The 17,172-nt window shown below is 65.9% G+C and carries 14 protein-coding genes; 6 read left to right on the top strand and 8 right to left on the bottom strand.

Annotated elements, in window-relative coordinates; all coding sequences use genetic code 11:
• The first annotated feature begins 369 nt into the window (after positions 1-369).
• The 3 genes from E1N52_RS19105 (at position 370) to E1N52_RS19095 (ending at position 3,747) form a co-directional block, all read left to right on the top strand.
• Positions 370-2,373, top strand: a complete 2,004-nt coding sequence (locus E1N52_RS19105; RefSeq protein ID WP_133184296.1) for a sigma-54-dependent Fis family transcriptional regulator — start codon at positions 370-372, stop codon at positions 2,371-2,373.
• 217 nt (positions 2,374-2,590) lie between these two features.
• The gene (locus E1N52_RS19100; RefSeq protein WP_133184295.1) at positions 2,591-3,181 is read left to right on the top strand and encodes a ComEA family DNA-binding protein; all 591 of its coding nucleotides are present in this window, start codon (positions 2,591-2,593) and stop codon (positions 3,179-3,181) included.
• Positions 3,182-3,306: 125 nt separating this feature from the next.
• On the top strand, positions 3,307-3,747 hold the full coding sequence (locus E1N52_RS19095; RefSeq protein WP_133184294.1) for a YidB family protein: 441 nt from the start codon (positions 3,307-3,309) through the stop codon (positions 3,745-3,747).
• A 111-nt stretch (positions 3,748-3,858) separates the two neighbouring features.
• On the opposite strand, the gene clpB is transcribed toward E1N52_RS19095, so the two are convergent.
• Both clpB and E1N52_RS19085 read right to left on the bottom strand, forming a co-directional pair.
• A complete protein-coding gene (gene clpB / locus E1N52_RS19090; RefSeq protein WP_133184293.1) occupies positions 3,859-6,456 on the bottom strand; it encodes an ATP-dependent chaperone ClpB in 2,598 nt (865 codons plus the stop codon).
• A 257-nt stretch (positions 6,457-6,713) separates the two neighbouring features.
• Positions 6,714-7,214 carry an Rrf2 family transcriptional regulator gene (locus tag E1N52_RS19085; protein WP_133184292.1) on the bottom strand — a complete coding sequence of 167 codons (501 nt, stop codon included), beginning with the start codon at positions 7,212-7,214 and terminating at the stop codon, positions 6,714-6,716.
• A gap of 209 nt (positions 7,215-7,423) precedes the next feature.
• On the opposite strand from E1N52_RS19085, the gene E1N52_RS19080 reads away from it, so the two are divergent.
• Positions 7,424-7,984, top strand: a complete 561-nt coding sequence (locus tag E1N52_RS19080) for a group III truncated hemoglobin (protein WP_133184291.1) — start codon at positions 7,424-7,426, stop codon at positions 7,982-7,984.
• Positions 7,985-8,080: 96 nt separating this feature from the next.
• On the opposite strand, the gene E1N52_RS19075 is transcribed toward E1N52_RS19080, so the two are convergent.
• The 6 genes from E1N52_RS19075 to E1N52_RS19050 form a co-directional block, all read right to left on the bottom strand.
• Positions 8,081-8,563 carry a molybdenum cofactor biosynthesis protein MoaE gene (locus tag E1N52_RS19075; RefSeq protein WP_133184290.1) on the bottom strand — a complete coding sequence of 161 codons (483 nt, stop codon included), beginning with the start codon at positions 8,561-8,563 and terminating at the stop codon, positions 8,081-8,083.
• Positions 8,564-8,582: 19 nt separating this feature from the next.
• Positions 8,583-8,840: a molybdopterin converting factor subunit 1 gene (gene moaD / locus E1N52_RS19070; protein ID WP_069267522.1), complete on the bottom strand. Its 258-nt coding sequence runs from the start codon at positions 8,838-8,840 to the stop codon at positions 8,583-8,585.
• A 13-nt stretch (positions 8,841-8,853) separates the two neighbouring features.
• Positions 8,854-10,080 (bottom strand): molybdopterin molybdotransferase MoeA, encoded by a 1,227-nt coding sequence (locus E1N52_RS19065; protein WP_133184330.1) that lies wholly within the window; start codon positions 10,078-10,080, stop codon positions 8,854-8,856.
• Between the two features lie 309 nt (positions 10,081-10,389).
• Positions 10,390-11,841 (bottom strand): threonine synthase, encoded by a 1,452-nt coding sequence (gene thrC, locus E1N52_RS19060; protein WP_133184289.1) that lies wholly within the window; start codon positions 11,839-11,841, stop codon positions 10,390-10,392.
• Between the two features lie 10 nt (positions 11,842-11,851).
• Entirely contained in the window at positions 11,852-13,183 is a 1,332-nt protein-coding gene (locus E1N52_RS19055; protein WP_133184288.1) for a homoserine dehydrogenase, read from the bottom strand.
• 49 nt (positions 13,184-13,232) lie between these two features.
• Positions 13,233-14,471: a pyridoxal phosphate-dependent aminotransferase gene (locus E1N52_RS19050; protein ID WP_069267526.1), complete on the bottom strand. Its 1,239-nt coding sequence runs from the start codon at positions 14,469-14,471 to the stop codon at positions 13,233-13,235.
• A gap of 471 nt (positions 14,472-14,942) precedes the next feature.
• Between E1N52_RS19050 and E1N52_RS19045 the strand changes: the two genes are divergently transcribed.
• Positions 14,943-15,317, top strand: a complete 375-nt coding sequence (locus tag E1N52_RS19045) for an Mth938-like domain-containing protein (protein WP_133184287.1) — start codon at positions 14,943-14,945, stop codon at positions 15,315-15,317.
• A 119-nt stretch (positions 15,318-15,436) separates the two neighbouring features.
• Positions 15,437-17,128 (top strand): glycosyltransferase family 39 protein, encoded by a 1,692-nt coding sequence (locus tag E1N52_RS19040; protein ID WP_133184286.1) that lies wholly within the window; start codon positions 15,437-15,439, stop codon positions 17,126-17,128.
• Positions 17,129-17,172 lie beyond the last annotated feature (44 nt).

The following is a 17,172-nucleotide window of genomic DNA, read 5'->3' as shown; positions in this document are numbered from 1 at the left end:
AGAAGGCCGCGTGACAGGGTTCTGCGGCAAATGCACGGCGTGGCACCGGCACGATCAGCGTCGCGCGCGGCGTCTCAGCCACCGTCTCGCGCGAGCGACGCGCCGCTCGCACGACCAACCGCCCGTGCGCGGGGAAACGCGCACAGCCCCGCGTGGCCTGCCTGAGCGGCGACTGAACGCCCGTCTCCCCCGCATTGAAAAGCGCGACACGAGGCGCTGAGACGATCGTCTCAGCTGTCTCGCATGCTGCGCTGCGGTGTGATCGCGCGCAAAGGATGTGCTACAAAAGACTCCCGCCGAACGCTTTACGGTCCGACGTAATCCGACGTTACCCCGACGCTCACCGCGAGCCGTCGTCTGGAACCGCTCATGCCCTACGCCCTTGCGTCTACCCGGCACGCCGAGCGCGTGCGTGGCGCCGTAGAAGGCCGGCTGCCCGCGCCGTCCGATTCGCCGCGCCTCGTCTCGTCGTGGCAGCGCTCGTTCGAGCGCTATCAGCTGGACCCCGGCTCCGTGATTGGCCCGCGCGTGCTGAGCGCCGCCGAGCTGCGCGAGATCCGCGATCGCGAGGAGTCCTTTCTGCGCGCCTCGGGCCAATGCCTCACGCGACTGCACGACATGGTGCGCGAAGCCGATTACTGCGTGATGCTGACCGACGCGCACGGCGTGACCATCGACTACCGTCTCGACCGCGAGCGCCGCAACGACTTCAAGCACGCGGGGCTCTATATCGGCTCGTGCTGGTCCGAGAGCGAGGAAGGCACCTGCGGCATCGCGAACGTGCTCACCGATCTCGCGCCCATCACGGTGCACAAGACCGACCATTTCCGCGCCGCGTTCACCACGCTCACGTGCAGCGCCGCGCCGATCTTCGCGCCGGGCGGCGAGCTGATCGGCGTACTCGATGCCTCGGCCGTGCAGTCGCCCGACAATCGCGAGAGCCAGCGCATCGTCAACCAGCTCGTGCGCCAGAGCGCCACGCTCATCGAAGACGGCTATTTCCTGCATCGCCTCGCGTCGTGTTGGATACTCTTCGGTCACCAGAATCGCAATTACGTGGAAGCGCAGCCCGAACTGCTGATCGCCTTCGACGAAAACGGCAACGTCGTCGCCGCAAACCGGCGCGCGCGCGAATGCATGCCGTGCCTGGACGGCCCGCGTCATATCGACGAGATCTTCGATTCGTCGCACGTGCAGTTGCGCGACATCGGGCGCATCGAAACCATCGCGGCGCTGCGGCTGCGCGCGAACGGCTCGATGCTGTATGCGCGCATCCGCGCGCCGCTCGGGACGAGCGGTTACGGCGGACACAGCGCACGGAGCAGCCAGAGCGCTGGCGCGGCGCATGGCGCCATGCCGCTGCGCGGCGACGCCGCCTCCCACGAATACGATCGCAGCGCGCTCGGCCCCTTCCTGCGCAGCGCCGACCCGCGCGTGGCCGAGAACGCACGCATTGCGCAGCGCGTGGCGGGCAAGCGACTGCCGATCCTGCTGCTCGGCGAAACCGGCGCCGGCAAGGAAGTGTTCGCGCGCGCCATCCACGACGCCAGCGCGCGCCGCAATCGCCCATTCATCGCGGTGAATTGCGGGGCGCTGCCCGAGTCGCTGATCGAAAGCGAACTATTCGGCTATGCGCCGGGCGCGTTCACGGGCGCGCGCCGCCACGGCGCGCGCGGCAAGATCGCGATGGCCGATGGCGGCACGCTCTTTCTCGACGAAATCGGCGACATGCCGCTCGCGCTGCAGACCCGCCTTTTGCGCGTGCTGGCCGAGGGCGAAGTCCTGCCGCTCGGGAGCGAAACGCCGGTGCGCGTCGATATCGACGTGGTCTGCGCAACGCACCGGGACCTCGCGCAAATGGCCGGCGCGGGCGCATTCCGCGACGATCTCTACTATCGGTTGAGCGGCGCGGTGCTCACGCTGCCGCCGCTGCGCGAGCGGCGCGACATCGCGATGCTCATCGACATGGTGTTCGCGGAAGAAGCGCAGGCCGCAGGCCGACCGCTTGCGCTCGACGCTACGCTCGCGACGCGGCTCGCGGCATTCGCGTGGCCCGGCAACCTGCGGCAGCTGCGCAATGCGATGCGCTACGCATGCGCCGTATGCGACACCGTGCTGGTCGAAGCGCGGCACCTGAGCGCCGACCTCGCAGCGAGCCTGCCGGAACTCGCTCCGCGCGCCGCGTCCTGGTCCCCTGCCGGCATCGCGGCCACATCGCCGCTCTCCGATGAAGACGAGCGCGCACGCATCGTCGCGGCGCTCACGGCGCACCGCTGGCGTCCGAACGCCGCCGCACTGGCGCTGGGCATTTCGCGCGCGACGCTCTACCGGCGCATGGCGAAGCTCGCCATCGTCGGGCCTCATCGCGTTTGAGCCGGATTGCGCTGACTTGCGCGCGTTTCGCGTCGCCAGATTGCACAGAAGTATTAAATATTGTGCGGCGCGATTTACTTGCCACACATCGACCGGTATAAATCGAGCGCTCGCGATCCACGGATACGCCATCTGGCCTATTCTTGTACCGCAGCCCCTCCGCTGGATGCGTCGTCCGTTCCCGGCTAACTGAAATGCCCTCAATGGAGTGATTGCCATGCTCAAGAAGCTGCTGATGCTGTTCCTCGCGATCGGCCTGTCGCTGTCCGCCGTGCTCGCCGCAGCCGTGGAAGTGAACACCGCCGACGAAACCGCGCTCGAATCGGTCAAGGGCATCGGCCCCGTTCACGCCAAGGCGATCATCGACGAACGCACGAAGAACGGCCCGTTCAAGGACGCCGACGACCTCGTGAACCGCGTCAAGGGCATTGGCCCGAAGTCGGTGCAGAACCTCGAGGCGGCGGGTCTCACGATCAACGGCTCCTCGGCGCCGCCGGCGGGCAAGACGGCTAGCACGAAGAGCGGCAAGAACGCCGCGGCAACGAGCGCCGCACCCGCCGCTACGACCGCCAATCCGATGACGGCGCAGACGCCGGCGGCCGCGACCACCGCGCAAGCCGCCTCGGAGACGGCCGCGGGCAAGTCGAAGCACAAGAGCAAGAAGGACAAGGCAGCCGCGGCTGCAAGCGCGCCCGAAGCGGGCTCCGCTGCGGCTGCGACGGCCGCGGCATCCGATACGAAGGCGAAAAAGCCCAAGAAGTCGAAGAAGGACAAGGCCGCTTCCGCTGCGGCCGCTTCCGGCGCCTGATTGCCGCCATCGTCCGGCGCACGCAAGCCGTGCACCGGACCGCGAAAACGCGGCGCCGCCTATGCGTGCGCCGTCCGACTTACCGGCCGCGCGCCCTGTCGCGGCCATCACCCAGAGAGATCGTCATGAGTCTGCTAGATACCCTCGGTTCCCTGCTCGGTTCGCAGTCGCAACAGCAAGGCGGCGGCCAGGCCCAGCTCCTCGCCGCGGCGATGGAGTTCGTCAACAACCAGCCCGGCGGCCTGAATGGCCTCATCGAGAAGTTCCAGCAAGGCGGCCTCGGCGACATCGTGCAGTCGTGGGTCGGCAACGGCGAAAACCAGCCTGTTTCGGCGGATCAACTGCACAACGTGCTCGGCTCGGACGTCGTCTCCGGTCTCGCGCAGAAGGTCGGCATGCAGCCCGACCAGGTGAGCGGGCTGCTCGCCCAGGTGCTGCCGCACGTGGTCAACACGGGCACGCCGAACGGCGAGGTGCCGCAAGGCGGCCAGATCAACACCGAGAGCGTGCTCGGCACGCTTGGCGGGCTGGCGTCGCTGTTCGGCGGCGGCAACAAGCAGGCATAAGCGCTTCTCGGCAGAAATGAAAAAAGGGCAGCGGATCACTCCGCTGCCCTTTTCGTTTCGGCTCAGTGCGCGCCTTGCGGCACGAGTCTCAACCGAGGTTTGCTACCCGCCTTAGTGCACCACGCGCTCGAACACGAACTTGCCGTCGTGCACGCCGACCGGAATCACATCCTTCGGCCCGAACTTGCCCGCGAGGATCAGCTTGGCGACCGGGTTCTCGATCTCCTGCTGAATCGCGCGCTTGAGCGGCCGTGCGCCGAACACCGGGTCGTAACCGACCTTGGCGATCTGGCCCAGCGCCTCGTCCGAGACCATGAGTTCCATATCGAGCTTCTCCAGACGCTCGCGCAGACGCTGCAGCTGGATCTTCGCAATCGACTCGATATTCGAGCGATCGAGCGCATGGAACACCACCACCTCGTCGATCCGGTTCAGGAACTCGGGGCGGAACTGCTGCTTCACTTCGTTCCACACGGCGTCCTTCACGGCTTCCTGCGGCTCGCCCGCCATCGCTTGAATGAGGTGCGAACCGAGGTTCGACGTCATCACGATCACGGTGTTCTTGAAGTCGACGGTGCGACCCTGGCCATCGGTCATACGGCCGTCGTCGAGCACCTGCAGCAGCACGTTGAACACATCCGGGTGCGCCTTTTCGACTTCGTCGAGCAGGATCACGCTATACGGCTTGCGACGCACGGCCTCGGTCAGATAGCCGCCCTCTTCATAGCCCACGTATCCCGGCGGCGCGCCGATCAAACGCGCCACGCTGTGCTTCTCCATGAACTCGCTCATGTCGATGCGGATGAGGTGATCTTCCGAATCGAACAGGAAGCCCGCCAGCGCCTTGCACAACTCGGTCTTGCCCACACCCGTCGGCCCGAGGAACAGGAACGAGCCGTACGGCCGGTTCGGGTCCGAGAGACCGGCGCGCGAGCGGCGAATCGCGTCGGCAACGGCGGTAATGGCTTCGTCCTGGCCCACCACGCGCTCGTGCAGCTTCTCTTCGATCTGCAGCAGCTTTTCGCGCTCGCCCTGCATCATGCGCGAAACGGGGATGCCGGTCGAACGCGACACGACTTCCGCGATTTCCTCGGCGCCCACGAGCGTGCGCAGCAAGCGCAGACGCGTGGGGTTGTTCTGCTCGTTCGCCTCGGCGAGCGTCACCTGCTTGAGCTGCGCTTCGAGTTCCGGCAGCTTGCCGTACTGCAGTTCCGCGACCTTCTCGAGCTTGCCTTCGCGCTGGAAGCGATTGATCTCCGCGCGCACGCGGTCGATCTCTTCCTTGATCTGCGCGCCGCCCTGCACCGCGGCCTTCTCGGTGGTCCAGATCTCTTCGAGGTCCTTATATTCGAGGCTCAGCCGGTCGATCTCTTCCTCGATCAACTGCAGACGCTTCTGCGACGCTTCGTCCTTCTCCTTCTTGACGGCCTCGCGCTCGATCTTCAGCTGGATCAGGCGACGATCGAGCTTGTCCATTGCTTCGGGCTTCGAATCGATTTCCATCTTGATCTTCGAAGCCGCTTCGTCGATCAGGTCGATGGCCTTGTCCGGCAGGAAACGGTCGGTGATGTAGCGATGCGACAGTTCCGCCGCCGCGACGATCGCCGGGTCGGTGATTTCCACGCCGTGGTGCAGCTCGTACTTCTCCTTCAGGCCACGCAGGATCGCGATGGTCGCCTCGACCGACGGTTCATCGACGAGCACTTTCTGGAAGCGGCGCTCCAGCGCGGCGTCCTTTTCGATGTACTTGCGATACTCGTCGAGCGTGGTCGCGCCGATGCAGTGCAGCTCGCCGCGCGACAGCGCCGGCTTGAGCATGTTGCCCGCGTCCAACGCGCCTTCGGCCTTGCCCGCGCCGACCATCGTGTGAATTTCGTCGATGAAGACGATGGTCTGGCCTTCGTCCTTGGCGATGTCGTTGAGCACGGCCTTCAGGCGCTCCTCGAACTCCCCGCGATACTTCGCGCCCGCGAGCAGTGCGGCCATATCGAGCGAAAGCACGCGCTTGCCCTTGAGCGTTTCGGGCACTTCGCCGTTGACGATGCGCTGCGCGAGGCCTTCGACGATGGCCGTTTTGCCCACGCCCGGCTCGCCGATCAGCACCGGATTGTTCTTGGTGCGGCGTTGCAGGATCTGGATCGAGCGGCGGATTTCGTCGTCGCGGCCGATCACGGGGTCGAGCTTGCCCGAACGCGCGCGCTCGGTCAGATCGACGGTGTACTTCTTGAGCGCTTCACGCTGGCTTTCGGCGTCCTGGCTGTGCACCTGCGCGCCGCCGCGCACCGCGACGATCGCGGCTTCAAGCGCCTTGCGCGTCAGGCCGTGCTGGCGCGCGAGACGACCCGCTTCGCCCTTGTCTTCGGAAACGGCGAGCAGGAACATCTCGCTCGCGATATACGTGTCGTTGAGCTTCTGCGCTTCCTTGTCGGCCTGATTGAGCAGACCCGTGAGTTCGCGGCCGATCTGCACGTTGCCGTCGGTGCCCTGCACCTGCGGCAAGCGGTTGATGGCGTCGTTCAGCGTGTTCTGCAGCGCCTGGACCTGCACGCCCGCACGCGACATCAGCGAGCGCGCGGAGCCGTCCTGCTGCGCGACGAGCGCAGCCAGCAGGTGAACGGGTTCGATGTACTGGTTATCGTGGCCCACCGCGAGGCTTTGCGCGTCGGCGATGGCTTCCTGGAACTTGGTGGTGAGTTTGTCGATTCTCATTTAACGCGAGACCTCCAGATTTCTAGACTGTCACCAAATTTGAGGGGGGACGCGCCGGTTTCAAGCGCTCTGGCGTCATTTTTTCCGATTTTTGAGATTCAAGCGCAGGCGACGGCCATCGGCAACCCCTGCCGCGGCGTGAGAAAACGGGGGAAGAATGCGAGGCGGCCGCAGCCGCGCGAGACAGAGCGCGACGGCTACGCGTCGCTGCTCGGGAGAGAAGAAAGAGCGAACGGGTGACGCTGGCGCGCCCCCTTTCAATGCTCCCGCGAAGACGTGGGTCGAGCCGCCTGCGCGCGCGGCATGAACTGGATCGGCGCGAGGCCAAGCAGCCCCGTCAGTTCGCCTGCCGGCTGGGCCAGTTCGCCGATGGTATGGCGGTCGAGTTCCGCGAGGAACGCATCGCGCGCCGCCGCCAATGCGTGCTTGAGCCGGCACTGCGGCTCGATGACGCAGCTACGCCGATCGCCATGTTCGTCCGGAAAGCAGCCGACGAGCGAGAAGTCGCTCTCGGTCTCACGGACGACCGCGCCAACGCTCAGATCGAGCGACGCCGGTGCGAGCCGCAAGCCCCCATTGCGGCCGCGAACGGTATCGACCCAGCCAAGCTCGCCAAGGCGCTGCACGACTTTCATCAGATGATTCTTCGAAACGCCGTAGGCGTCCGAGATCTCCTGGATCGTGGCCAGGCTGTCGCGACGCAGCGCGAGATACAGCATCACGCGCAACGAATAGTCGGTGTAGTCGGTCAGTCTCATGGCGGTCGCAATGACAGAGGGGGTGCAGGTGACAGAACCCATACAATAACATGCAGTTAGCATGCAGGTTTTGCCTGGACTGGGTATGATTGTTACTTCGATGGACACTTCGCAGTGCCTGGCAGCTTGCATGCGGCTCATGGCCGCATCGTGGCGGCGCCCCGCCGCCGACTACACTCCAGGCACTCCAGGTATCGCCCAGGCCCCAAATGACTCGCCCCGACACCCTCCCCGCTGCCGCGCTGCACGCCCAGCCAACTGAAGAGAACATCCGCGAACTCGTCTACGCGTTCTATGACCGCGTGCGCGACGACGCCATGCTCGGGCCGGTGTTCGACGGCGTACTCGCCGGGCGTTGGGACGAACATCTGCCGAAAATGTGCCGCTTCTGGTCGAGCCTCGTGCTCGGCACCAAAAGCTACCGCGGCAATGTGCAGCAGGCGCACGATCCGGTGCCCGGCGTCGAGCCGCAGCATTTCAGCCGCTGGCTCTACCTTTTCCTCGATACCGTGCAGGCTCGCTACGAGCCCGCAGCGGCCGTGCAGTTCATGGAACCCGCGCTGCGCATTGCGCAAAGCCTGCAACTCAGCCGCTTTGGCTGGGATTACACGATTCCGCCCGAGCAACAGGCGCTTCTCGACCGCGTAGCGCCTCGCAGGCGCCCCGCCGGGCACGGCCATGACCTGCCCACGCGCCCGACCGGCGAGCCGTTTCCGGCCCGTTTCGTTGGCCGCCAGATGGATGTCGACGAGAGCACGCCGGCAGAGTGAGCACATCTGCTTCCAGCGCGGCGCTGGACTAGGCGGTTAGTTGCGTTAGATAGGGACGGGCGAGCTAAATCTGCCCTCTCATCCCGGCGGTCAGCGCTAGCCGGATTCCCGCGAAGTGTTCCCCGACGCCACACCCCAGCGCGCCAGCGCCTTGTCGTCACTCTCGCGGGCATCGACCCAGCGTGCGCCCTGCTCCGTCTCTTCCTTCTTCCAGAACGGCGCCTCGGTCTTGAGGTAGTCCATGACGAATTCGCAGGACGCGAAGGCGTCGCCGCGATGCTTCGAGGTCGTCGCGACCAGCACGATCTGGTCGAGCGGCGCGAGCTTGCCCACCCTGTGCACGATCAGCACCTCGATGCCCGCCCAGCGCCGCTGCGCCTCGTCGACGATCGCCTCCAGCGCCTTCTCGGTCATGCCCGGATAGTGCTCGAGTTCGAGCGAGGCGATCGTGCTGCCGTCGTTCAGATCGCGCACCGTGCCGACGAAGCACGCCACCGCGCCGATCGCCGGATTGCGCGCGCGCAACTGTGCGACCTCGGTGGTGAGGTCGAAATCTTCCGTTTGTACGCGCACGGGCATCGCGAGTCTCCTGTGGCGCTCAGCCGCCCGTCACCGGCGGGAAAAACGCGACTTCGCAGCCCTCGGTAATACGCGTGCGCGGGTCCGTCATCACGTGATTGCAGGCCATGCGCAGCGCGCGGCCTTCCGCCAGCGTCTCCGCCCAGACACCGCCGCGCGCACGCAGCCAGCCGCGCACGTCGCCGACCGTCACGATGGCGTCAGGCAGCGTGACCGTTTCGTCCGCGACGCCTAGCGCCTCGCGCACACTCGCAAAAAATTTCAACTGGATCTTCATCGCTTGAGGCTTTTCAGTACAGCAATTCGGTGAACGGAATGAAGCGCACGGTCTCGCCTGCGCTGATCGCATGGTTGGGCGGATTGTCGATGAGACCGTCGCCCCAGACCGTGGAGGTGAGGACCGCCGAACTCTGGTTCGGGAACAGGTCGAGACCGCCAGCCGGATTCACGCGCGCGCGCAGGAATTCATTGCGGCGATCGCTCTTCGTCTGGGTGAAGTCGGCGCGCAGCGAGAGCGCGCGCGGGCTTACTTGCGTCGCGCCCGCGAGCCGCAGCAGGAACGGGCGCACGAACAGCAGAAAGGTGACAAAACTCGACACCGGGTTGCCCGGCAGCCCGATGAAGAACGCCTCGCCGGACTCCACCTCCGTAGCCCCTTGCGCTCGACGCACCGCGCCGAACGCAAGCGGCTTGCCCGGCTTCATGGCGATCTGCCACAGGTTGATGCGGCCTTCGGCCTCGACGGCAGGCCGCACGTGGTCCTCCTCGCCGACCGAGACGCCGCCCGAGGTGAGGATGAGGTCGTGGGCGGCGGCCGCCTCGCGCAGCGTCGCGCGTGTGACGTCGAGCTGGTCCGGCACGATGCCGTAGTCGGTGACTGCGCAGCCGAGGTTGCGCAAGAGGCCCGTGAGCGTGAAGCGGTTCGAGTTGTAGATCGCGCCGGGCTTGAGCGGCTCGCCGGGCATGGTCAGTTCGTCGCCGGTGAAGAACACCGCGACCTTCACGCGGCGCACGACGGTGAGCGCGGCGCACCCAACCGACGCCGCGAGCCCGAGCGCCGCCGGCGTGAGGCGCGTGCCCGCCGGCAGGATCACCGTGTTCTTGCGGATGTCCGCACCCTGTGCCGTGATCCATTCGCCCGCCTTGGGCGCGTGCAGAAACGTGACGGCTCCTTCCGCGGCCTCGGTCTGCTCCTGCATCACCACAGCGTCTGCGCCCGGCGGCACCGTCGCGCCCGTGAAGATGCGTGCGGCCGTGCCCGCCGCGAGCGGCTGTGGCGCGTGGCCCGCGGGAATGCGCTGCGAAACCGGCAGACGGCGGCTGCCCTGCGCGAGATCGGCCACGCGCACCGCGTAGCCGTCCATTGCGCTCGTATTCATCGGCGGCACGTCGAGCGGCGAGACGACGTCTGCGGCGAGCACGCGGTTCAACGCGTCGAACGTCGAAATCGTTTCGGTGCCGGCGAGCGGCTTCGCCGCGGCAAGCAGCGTGGCAAGGGCGTCGGCAGTGGAAAGCATCGGCGCGCGCGGCGCGGGTGCAGGCGCAGGCGCAGGCGCAGCGGAAGACGGGGACGTAGGCGTGGACATCGAGGTCGTCTCGGACTTGGCGGTGGGGCCGCCAGCAGCGGTTGGTCTGCCGTTATTGTAGCGGCGCGACCGGCGCGCTGTGCCTTATGCCGTGGATATCCCTGGCACGCCATGCGTGCGGGTGAGCAGGATCGGCTGGAGTGTCGCAGCGGGCGGGTTCGGGCAACCCGCCGTCTCGTGAAACCTGATGCGATATCGACGCGCCAGGGCCGCAAACAGATCCGGCCCCGGCTGCGCAGATCAGTGCGCCGTGTGAGCGGCGATATAGTCCTTCACGCGCTGGGCGTCGGCAGGCACGACTTCGAAGCGCTGCGGCAGCGCCTCGAGGCCTTCGAACGCCGCCGGACGCTCCGGCTCACGGTCCAGCGCTTCGCGGATCGTCTCGCCGAACTTCACCGGCTGCGCGGTTTCGAGCACGATCATCGGCACACCCGGCTGCAGGTGTTCGCGGGCGACCTTCACGCCGTCGGCCGTATGAGTGTCGATCATCGTCTTGTAGCGCGAGTAGATGTCGCGAATCGTGGCGATGCGGTCGTCGTGGCTGCTGCGGCCCGAAACGAAGCCGAACTGCTTGACGCGCACGAAGTCGCCGCTCGCCACGAGATCGAAGCCGCCCTTCTCCTCGACGTCGCGGAACAACTGCGTCACGCGCGCCGGATCGCGGCCCAGCAAGTCGTAGACGAAGCGCTCGAAGTTCGATGCCTTCGAGATGTCCATGCTCGGGCTCGTCGTGTGATACGTCTCGGCCGAGCCGCGCACGCGGTAAATGCCGGTGCGGAAGAACTCGTCGAGCACGTCGTTCTCGTTGGTCGCGACCACGAGCTTTTCGATCGGCAGACCCATCATGCGCGCGATATGGCCCGCGCACACGTTGCCGAAGTTGCCCGAGGGCACCGTGAACGAGACGCGCTCGTCGTTCGACTTCGTCGCCGCGAAGTAGCCGGCGAAGTAGTACACGACCTGGGCCACGACGCGCGCCCAGTTGATCGAGTTGACCGTGCCGATCTTCTGCTGCGCCTTGAATGCGTGGTCGTTCGAAACGGCCTTGACGATGTCCTGGCAGTCGTCGAATACGCCTTCCACGGCCAGATTGAAGATGTTCGGGTCCTGCAGGCTGAACATCTGCGCCGTCTGGAACGCGCTCATCTTCTTGTGCGGCGAAAGCATGAACACGCGCACGCCCTTCTTGCCGCGCATGGCGTATTCAGCCGCGCTGCCGGTGTCGCCCGAGGTCGCGCCGAGAATGTTCAGCTCCTGGCCGGCCTTCGCGAGCGCGTACTCGAACAGGTTGCCAAGCAGCTGCATCGCCATGTCCTTGAACGCGAGCGTCGGACCGTTCGAGAGCTCGAGCAGCGAGAGCGTGGTGCCGTTTTCCACGCCGAGCGTGGTGAGCGGCGTGATCTTGCTTGCGTCTTCGCCGTGGCGCACGTTGCGGTACGTCTCGCCCGTGTAGGTGCGACGCGTGATGTCGCGCAGGTCCTCGGCCGGAATGTCGCCGGCGAATTTCGAGAGGATCTCGAACGCGAGATCCGCATACGAAAGGCCGCGCCAGCGCGCCAGTTCTTCCGTGCTGATCTGCGGATACTCGGCCGGCAGATACAGGCCGCCGTCGCGCGCGAGGCCGCCCAGCAGGATGTCGGAAAACGAATGATGCTCGTCGGCGCCCGCGCCGCGCGTAGATACGTAATTCATAGCCCTTGCCTTAGTTCAGTCCTTCCATACGCAGCTTCGTGACCTGCGACTTCACCGTCGCGAGCTTTTCGATCTGCGCGATCGCCGCGTTGACGTTCTTCTCGATCGTCTCGTGCGTGATCAGGATGATGTCGGTTTCCGCCTTGCCCTGCGCGTCGACCTGCTCCGCTTCCTTTTGCAGCAGCGCGTCGATCGAGATGCCGCTGTCCGCCAGGATGCGCGTGATGGCCGCCATCACGCCGGTCTGGTCCGCCACGCGCAGGCGCAGGTAATAGCCGCTCGTGACTTCGTCGATCGGCAGGATCGGCGTGTTCGAGAGGCTGTCCGGCTGGAACGCCAGATGCGGCACGCGGTGCTCGGGGTCGGCCGTATGCAGGCGCGTCACATCCACGAGATCGGCCACCACGGCGGATGCCGTCGGCTCCGCGCCCGCGCCCTTGCCGTAGTACAGCGTCGTGCCCACGGCGTCGCCATGCACGACCACAGCGTTCATCGCGCCTTCCACGTTCGCGAGCAGGCGCTTGGCCGGAATCAGCGTGGGATGCGTGCGCAGTTCGATGCCGCGATCGGTGCGGCGCGCGATGCCGAGCAGCTTGATGCGATAGCCCAGTTCTTCCGCGTACTTGATGTCGATGGCGTCGAGCTTGCTGATCCCTTCCACGTAGGCTTTGTCGAACTGCACGGGCACACCGAACGCGATCGCGCTCATGATCGTCGCCTTGTGCGCGGCGTCCACGCCTTCGATGTCGAAGGTCGGATCGGCTTCCGCGTAGCCCAGTTCCTGCGCGGCCTTCAATGCGGTCGCGAAGTCGAGCCCGCGCTCACGCATTTCCGAGAGGATGTAGTTCGTCGTGCCGTTGATGATGCCGGCGATGTACTGGATGCGGTTGGCCGTGAGACCTTCGCGCAGCGCCTTGATGATGGGGATGCCGCCCGCCACCGCCGCCTCGAACGCGACCATCACGCCCTTGGCGCGCGCCGCTTCGAAGATCTCCGTGCCGTGTACTGCCAGCAGCGCCTTGTTCGCCGTAACGACATGCTTGCCGTTGGCAATGGCGCGCAGCACGAGATCCTTGGCGAGCGTCGTGCCGCCAATCATTTCGGCGACGATCGAAATCGAGGGATCGTCGACCACGGCGTTGAAGTCGGTCGTCAGGTCGACGCTGCCGGCTTCGGTGCCGAGCGCCGTCGTGGCCTTGGCCGGGTTGCGCACGGCAATGCGCGCCACCTCGATGCCGCGGCCCGCGCGGCGTTTGATTTCTTCCTGGTTGCGGCGCAGTACCGTGAAGGTGCCGCTGCCCACCGTGCCGAAGCCCAAGAGACCTACTTTGATCGGATCCATGCAGCGTGTGTTCGTCTAAGTGTTTGAAAAGGGGATGCGTGTGACTGGCTCAGGTACCGTGCCGCTGACGATAACCGTCGAGGAAGCGCGCGATGCGGTTGATCGAATCGGTCAGGTCGTCGACGTTCGGCAGGAACACCACGCGGAAGTGGTCCGGCTGCTTCCAGTTGAAGCCCGTGCCCTGCACGAGCAGCACGCGCTCCTGCAAGAGCAGATCGAGGATGAACTGCTGGTCGTTCTCGATCGGATAGAGCTTCGGGTCGAGGCGCGGGAACATGTAGAGCGCCGCCTCCGGCTTCACGCAGGTCACGCCCGGAATGGCCGTCAGCATGTTGTACGCCAGTTCGCGCTGGCGATAGAGGCGCCCGCCCGGCTGGATCAGCTCGTTGATGCTCTGGTAGCCGCCCAGCGCCGTCTGGATCGCGTACTGGCCCGGCACGTTCGCGCACAGGCGCATCGAGGCGAGAATACCGAGACCTTCCGTGTAGTCCTTCGAGCGGCGGCGGTTTTCCCCCGTCATGCCCGAGAGGAACATCCAGCCCGCGCGATAGCCGCACGCGCGATAACTCTTCGACAGGCTGTTGAGCGTGACGGTGATCACGTCTTCCGAGAGCGAGCCGAGCGCCGTGTGCGTCTTGCCGTCGTAGATGATCTTGTCGTAGACCTCGTCGGCGAACAGGATCAGGCCGTGCTCGCGCGCGATCGCCACGAGGCCGCGCAGCAGGTCGTCCGAATAGAGCGCGCCAGTCGGGTTGTTCGGGTTGATGACGACGATCGCGCGCGTGTTCGGCGTGATCTTCGAGCGGATGTCGTCGAGGTCGGGCATCCACGCGTTCGACTCGTCGCAGATGTAGTGCACGGGCGTGCCGCCCGAGAGGCTCACCGCCGCCGTCCACAGCGGATAGTCGGGCGCGGGCAGCAGCACTTCGTCGCCGTCGTTCAGAAGCGCCTGCATGGCCATGACGATCAGCTCGGACGCGCCGTTGCCGATGTAGATGTCGTCGAGCTCGACGCCCTTGATGCCCTTTTGCTGCGCGTAATGCATGATCGCCTTGCGCGCGGCGAACACGCCCTTCGAATCCGAATACCCCGAGGAGCCCGGCAGGTTCAGGATCATGTCCTGAATGACCTCGTCGGGCGCGTCGAAACCGAACGGCGCGAGATTGCCGATGTTCAGCTTGATGATGCGATGGCCTTCTTCTTCGAGGCGCTTCGCGTGCTCGAGCACCGGCCCGCGGATGTCGTAGCAAACGTTCTGCAGCTTGTTGGATTTGAGAATCGGTTTCACGGCGGGCTATCGGTATCGGTCAGAGAAGCGGTCAGAGCGTCAGAAGCGAGTAAGACGCGGTAAAAGGGCTGGAACAGGCTGAAATGCCGTCGACCGGCCGGCGGATGGCGCCTTGGCGGACAGGACATGCAAGGGAGCCGGAGGGGCGCCCCCGGCGGGACAAATGCCGTGCACGATTCGGGGGGAGCGCGAACCACCCCGGCAGCTTGTGGCTGCCCTCGCCCGATGCGCGGTTGGCGCGCGTAGCGGCTTGCCGGCGCGCTCTACCCGCGGGCGCCGCCGCTGCGGCGGCTAAAAAGCTATAATTTAGCGGATTTTGACCAACTTCCGCAATGCGCAATCGGCCAGAAGGCGGGTCGCGAAGCGGGTGACACGGCGGGCTGCAAGGCGGTTCGCTCCGGGGCCGGCGTCGGCACAGGATATGCGCCCCTCGCTTGCGCACCCGACCTGCCCCTACCCCGGAACCCCGTTTTGAAACTACACCAGGACTCCAGCGCCGCACTGAACACCGTGACCGGTTACGGCGCCGACTACGTCGAAGTGAACCTCGAACGCCATACGGGCAGCATCATCGTGATGCCCGAATCTCCGGTCACCGCCTGGCCGGTGCAGTCGTTCGACGCCCTCACGCCCGAACTCTTCGAATTGCTTCTGCCGCTGAATCCCGAAGTGGTGGTGTTCGGCAGCGGCGAGCGGCTGCGCTTTCCGCATCCGCGCCTGACCGCGGCGCTGGCCGCCAAACGCATCGGCGTCGAGGCGATGGACTTCAAGGCCGCCTGCCGCACCTACAACATCCTCATGGCCGAAGGCCGCCGCGTGGCAGCCGCGCTTCTGATCGAAAGCTGAGGCGCCTTAAGCTTGCCATCAGGTCGCTGCGCAGCGGCGTAGTACACTTGCGCGCCGCGTGCGAAGCGCGCGCTTCGCACCTCGACCGCAACGACTGCAACAAGAACAGGCTGAAACCCATGAACGATACGCCATCGAGGCTACCGCTCAACCGCAGCACGATCCTGCTCCTGATCCTCGCCCTCGCCGTGATCTGGTTCCTGCCGCTCGGCTGGCGCCACCTGCTGCCGAGCGACGAAGGCCGCTACGCCGAAATGGCGCGGGAAATGTTCGCGAGCGGCGACTGGATCACGCCGCGCTACAACGACTACAAGTACTTCGAAAAGCCGCCGCTGCAAACCTGGATGAACGCGCTCACGTTCGCGTGGTTCGGCATCGGCGAGTGGCAGGCGCGCCTCTACACGGCGCTCACCGGCTTCGCGGGCGTACTGCTGATCGGCTTCACCGGCGCGCGTGTGTTCAACGCCGCCACGGGCTTCTTCGCCGCGGTCGTGCTCGCCTGCGCGCCGTACTGGAACCTGATGGGCCACTTCAACACGCTCGACATGGGCCTGTCGTTCTGGATGCAGCTCACGCTGTGCGCGCTGCTGCTCGCGCAGCGCCCGAACCTGCCCAAGGCGAACGCGCGCCTGTGGATGTGGGTGTGCTGGGCCGCCATGGCGATGGCGGTGCTCTCCAAGGGCCTCGTCGGCCTGATCCTGCCAGGCGCCGTGCTCGTGCTCTATACGGCGGTTTCGCGCGATTGGGCGCTCTGGAAGCGCCTCTATCTCGTGAGCGGCCTGATCGTGTTCTTCGCGATCGTTTCGCCGTGGTTCATCCTCGTGCAGCAGCGCAATCCCGAGTTCTTCAACTTCTTCTTCATCGTCCAGCAGTTCCAGCGCTACCTGACGCCCGCGCAGAACCGCCCCGGCCCGTTCTACTACTTCGTGCCGGTCATGCTGGTGGGCTTCCTGCCGTGGCTTTCGGTGAGCGTGCAGAGCGTGCGCCATGCGCTGCGCGCGCCGCGCCAGCCCAACGGTTTCTCGCCCGTCATGCTGATGCTCGTGTGGACGGTGTTCATCTTCCTGTTCTTCAGCGCCTCGCACTCGAAGCTCGTCTCCTACGTCCTGCCGATCGCGCCGCCCGTTGCGCTCATCATCGGCATGTATCTGCCGGTCATGACGCGCGCCCAGTGGAAGAAGCACCTCGCGGGCTACGCACTGTTGGCCGTCGTGCTGATGGCGGGCTCGTTCGTGCTCACGCGGCTTGGCGACGCGCGCAATCCGAACGCGCTCTACCGGGAGTTCCAGGTCTGGGTGTTCGCCGCAGCCGCGGTGGCCTTCGTCGTCACCATGGTCGGCCTGCGCCTGAACCGCGCGAAACGCACGCCCGAAACCGGCGCGCGCGCGCCAGCGGTTGCGCTCGGCACAGCGTGGCTGCTGCTCGCGACCATTGCGGGCACGGGCCACGATGTGTTCGGCACCCTGAGTTCCGGCGCGCCGCTCGCGCCCGCGGTGCGCGCCGCCATTGCGAAGCTGCCGCCCGACACGCCGTTCTACTCGGTGGGCGTACTCGACCACACCATGCCCTTCTACGTGCGCCATACGATGACCATGGTCGAGGTCACCGACGAGCTTGCCTTCGGCATCTCCGAGGAGCCGCAAAAATGGGTGCCGACCATTGCCGACTGGGAGGCGCGCTGGAAGTCCGACCGCTACGCGCTCGCGCTGATTCCGGCGCAGCGCTACGAAGAACTGGCCGCACAGGGCCTGCCGATGCAGGTGATCGCCCGCGACGCGCGGCGCGTGATCGTCGAAAAGCCGCAATCCTGAACGCTTCCTGGCCCCGATTGACGCATGGGCGATAATTGGGCGGG

It is taken from the genome of Paraburkholderia guartelaensis (assembly GCF_004353905.1).
Taxonomy (GTDB): Bacteria; Pseudomonadota; Gammaproteobacteria; order Burkholderiales; family Burkholderiaceae; genus Paraburkholderia; species Paraburkholderia guartelaensis.
Note: the sequence above shows the minus strand (reverse complement) of the source record. Positions and strands in the feature narration are given on the sequence as shown.

What these genes read in the sequence shown, in the direction of transcription:
- E1N52_RS19105 (WP_133184296.1), top strand. Translation starts at nt 370, where the DNA reads ATGCCCTACGCCCTTGCGTCTACCCGGCACGCCGAGCGCGTGCGTGGC.
- E1N52_RS19100 (WP_133184295.1), top strand. Translation starts at nt 2,591, where the DNA reads ATGCTCAAGAAGCTGCTGATGCTGTTCCTCGCGATCGGCCTGTCGCTG.
- E1N52_RS19095 (WP_133184294.1), top strand. Translation starts at nt 3,307, where the DNA reads ATGAGTCTGCTAGATACCCTCGGTTCCCTGCTCGGTTCGCAGTCGCAA.
- clpB (WP_133184293.1), bottom strand. Translation starts at nt 6,456, where the DNA reads ATGAGAATCGACAAACTCACCACCAAGTTCCAGGAAGCCATCGCCGAC.
- E1N52_RS19085 (WP_133184292.1), bottom strand. Translation starts at nt 7,214, where the DNA reads ATGAGACTGACCGACTACACCGACTATTCGTTGCGCGTGATGCTGTAT.
- E1N52_RS19080 (WP_133184291.1), top strand. Translation starts at nt 7,424, where the DNA reads ATGACTCGCCCCGACACCCTCCCCGCTGCCGCGCTGCACGCCCAGCCA.
- E1N52_RS19075 (WP_133184290.1), bottom strand. Translation starts at nt 8,563, where the DNA reads ATGCCCGTGCGCGTACAAACGGAAGATTTCGACCTCACCACCGAGGTC.
- moaD (WP_069267522.1), bottom strand. Translation starts at nt 8,840, where the DNA reads ATGAAGATCCAGTTGAAATTTTTTGCGAGTGTGCGCGAGGCGCTAGGC.
- E1N52_RS19065 (WP_133184330.1), bottom strand. Translation starts at nt 10,080, where the DNA reads ATGCTTTCCACTGCCGACGCCCTTGCCACGCTGCTTGCCGCGGCGAAG.
- thrC (WP_133184289.1), bottom strand. Translation starts at nt 11,841, where the DNA reads ATGAATTACGTATCTACGCGCGGCGCGGGCGCCGACGAGCATCATTCG.
- E1N52_RS19055 (WP_133184288.1), bottom strand. Translation starts at nt 13,183, where the DNA reads ATGGATCCGATCAAAGTAGGTCTCTTGGGCTTCGGCACGGTGGGCAGC.
- E1N52_RS19040 (WP_133184286.1), top strand. Translation starts at nt 15,437, where the DNA reads ATGAACGATACGCCATCGAGGCTACCGCTCAACCGCAGCACGATCCTG.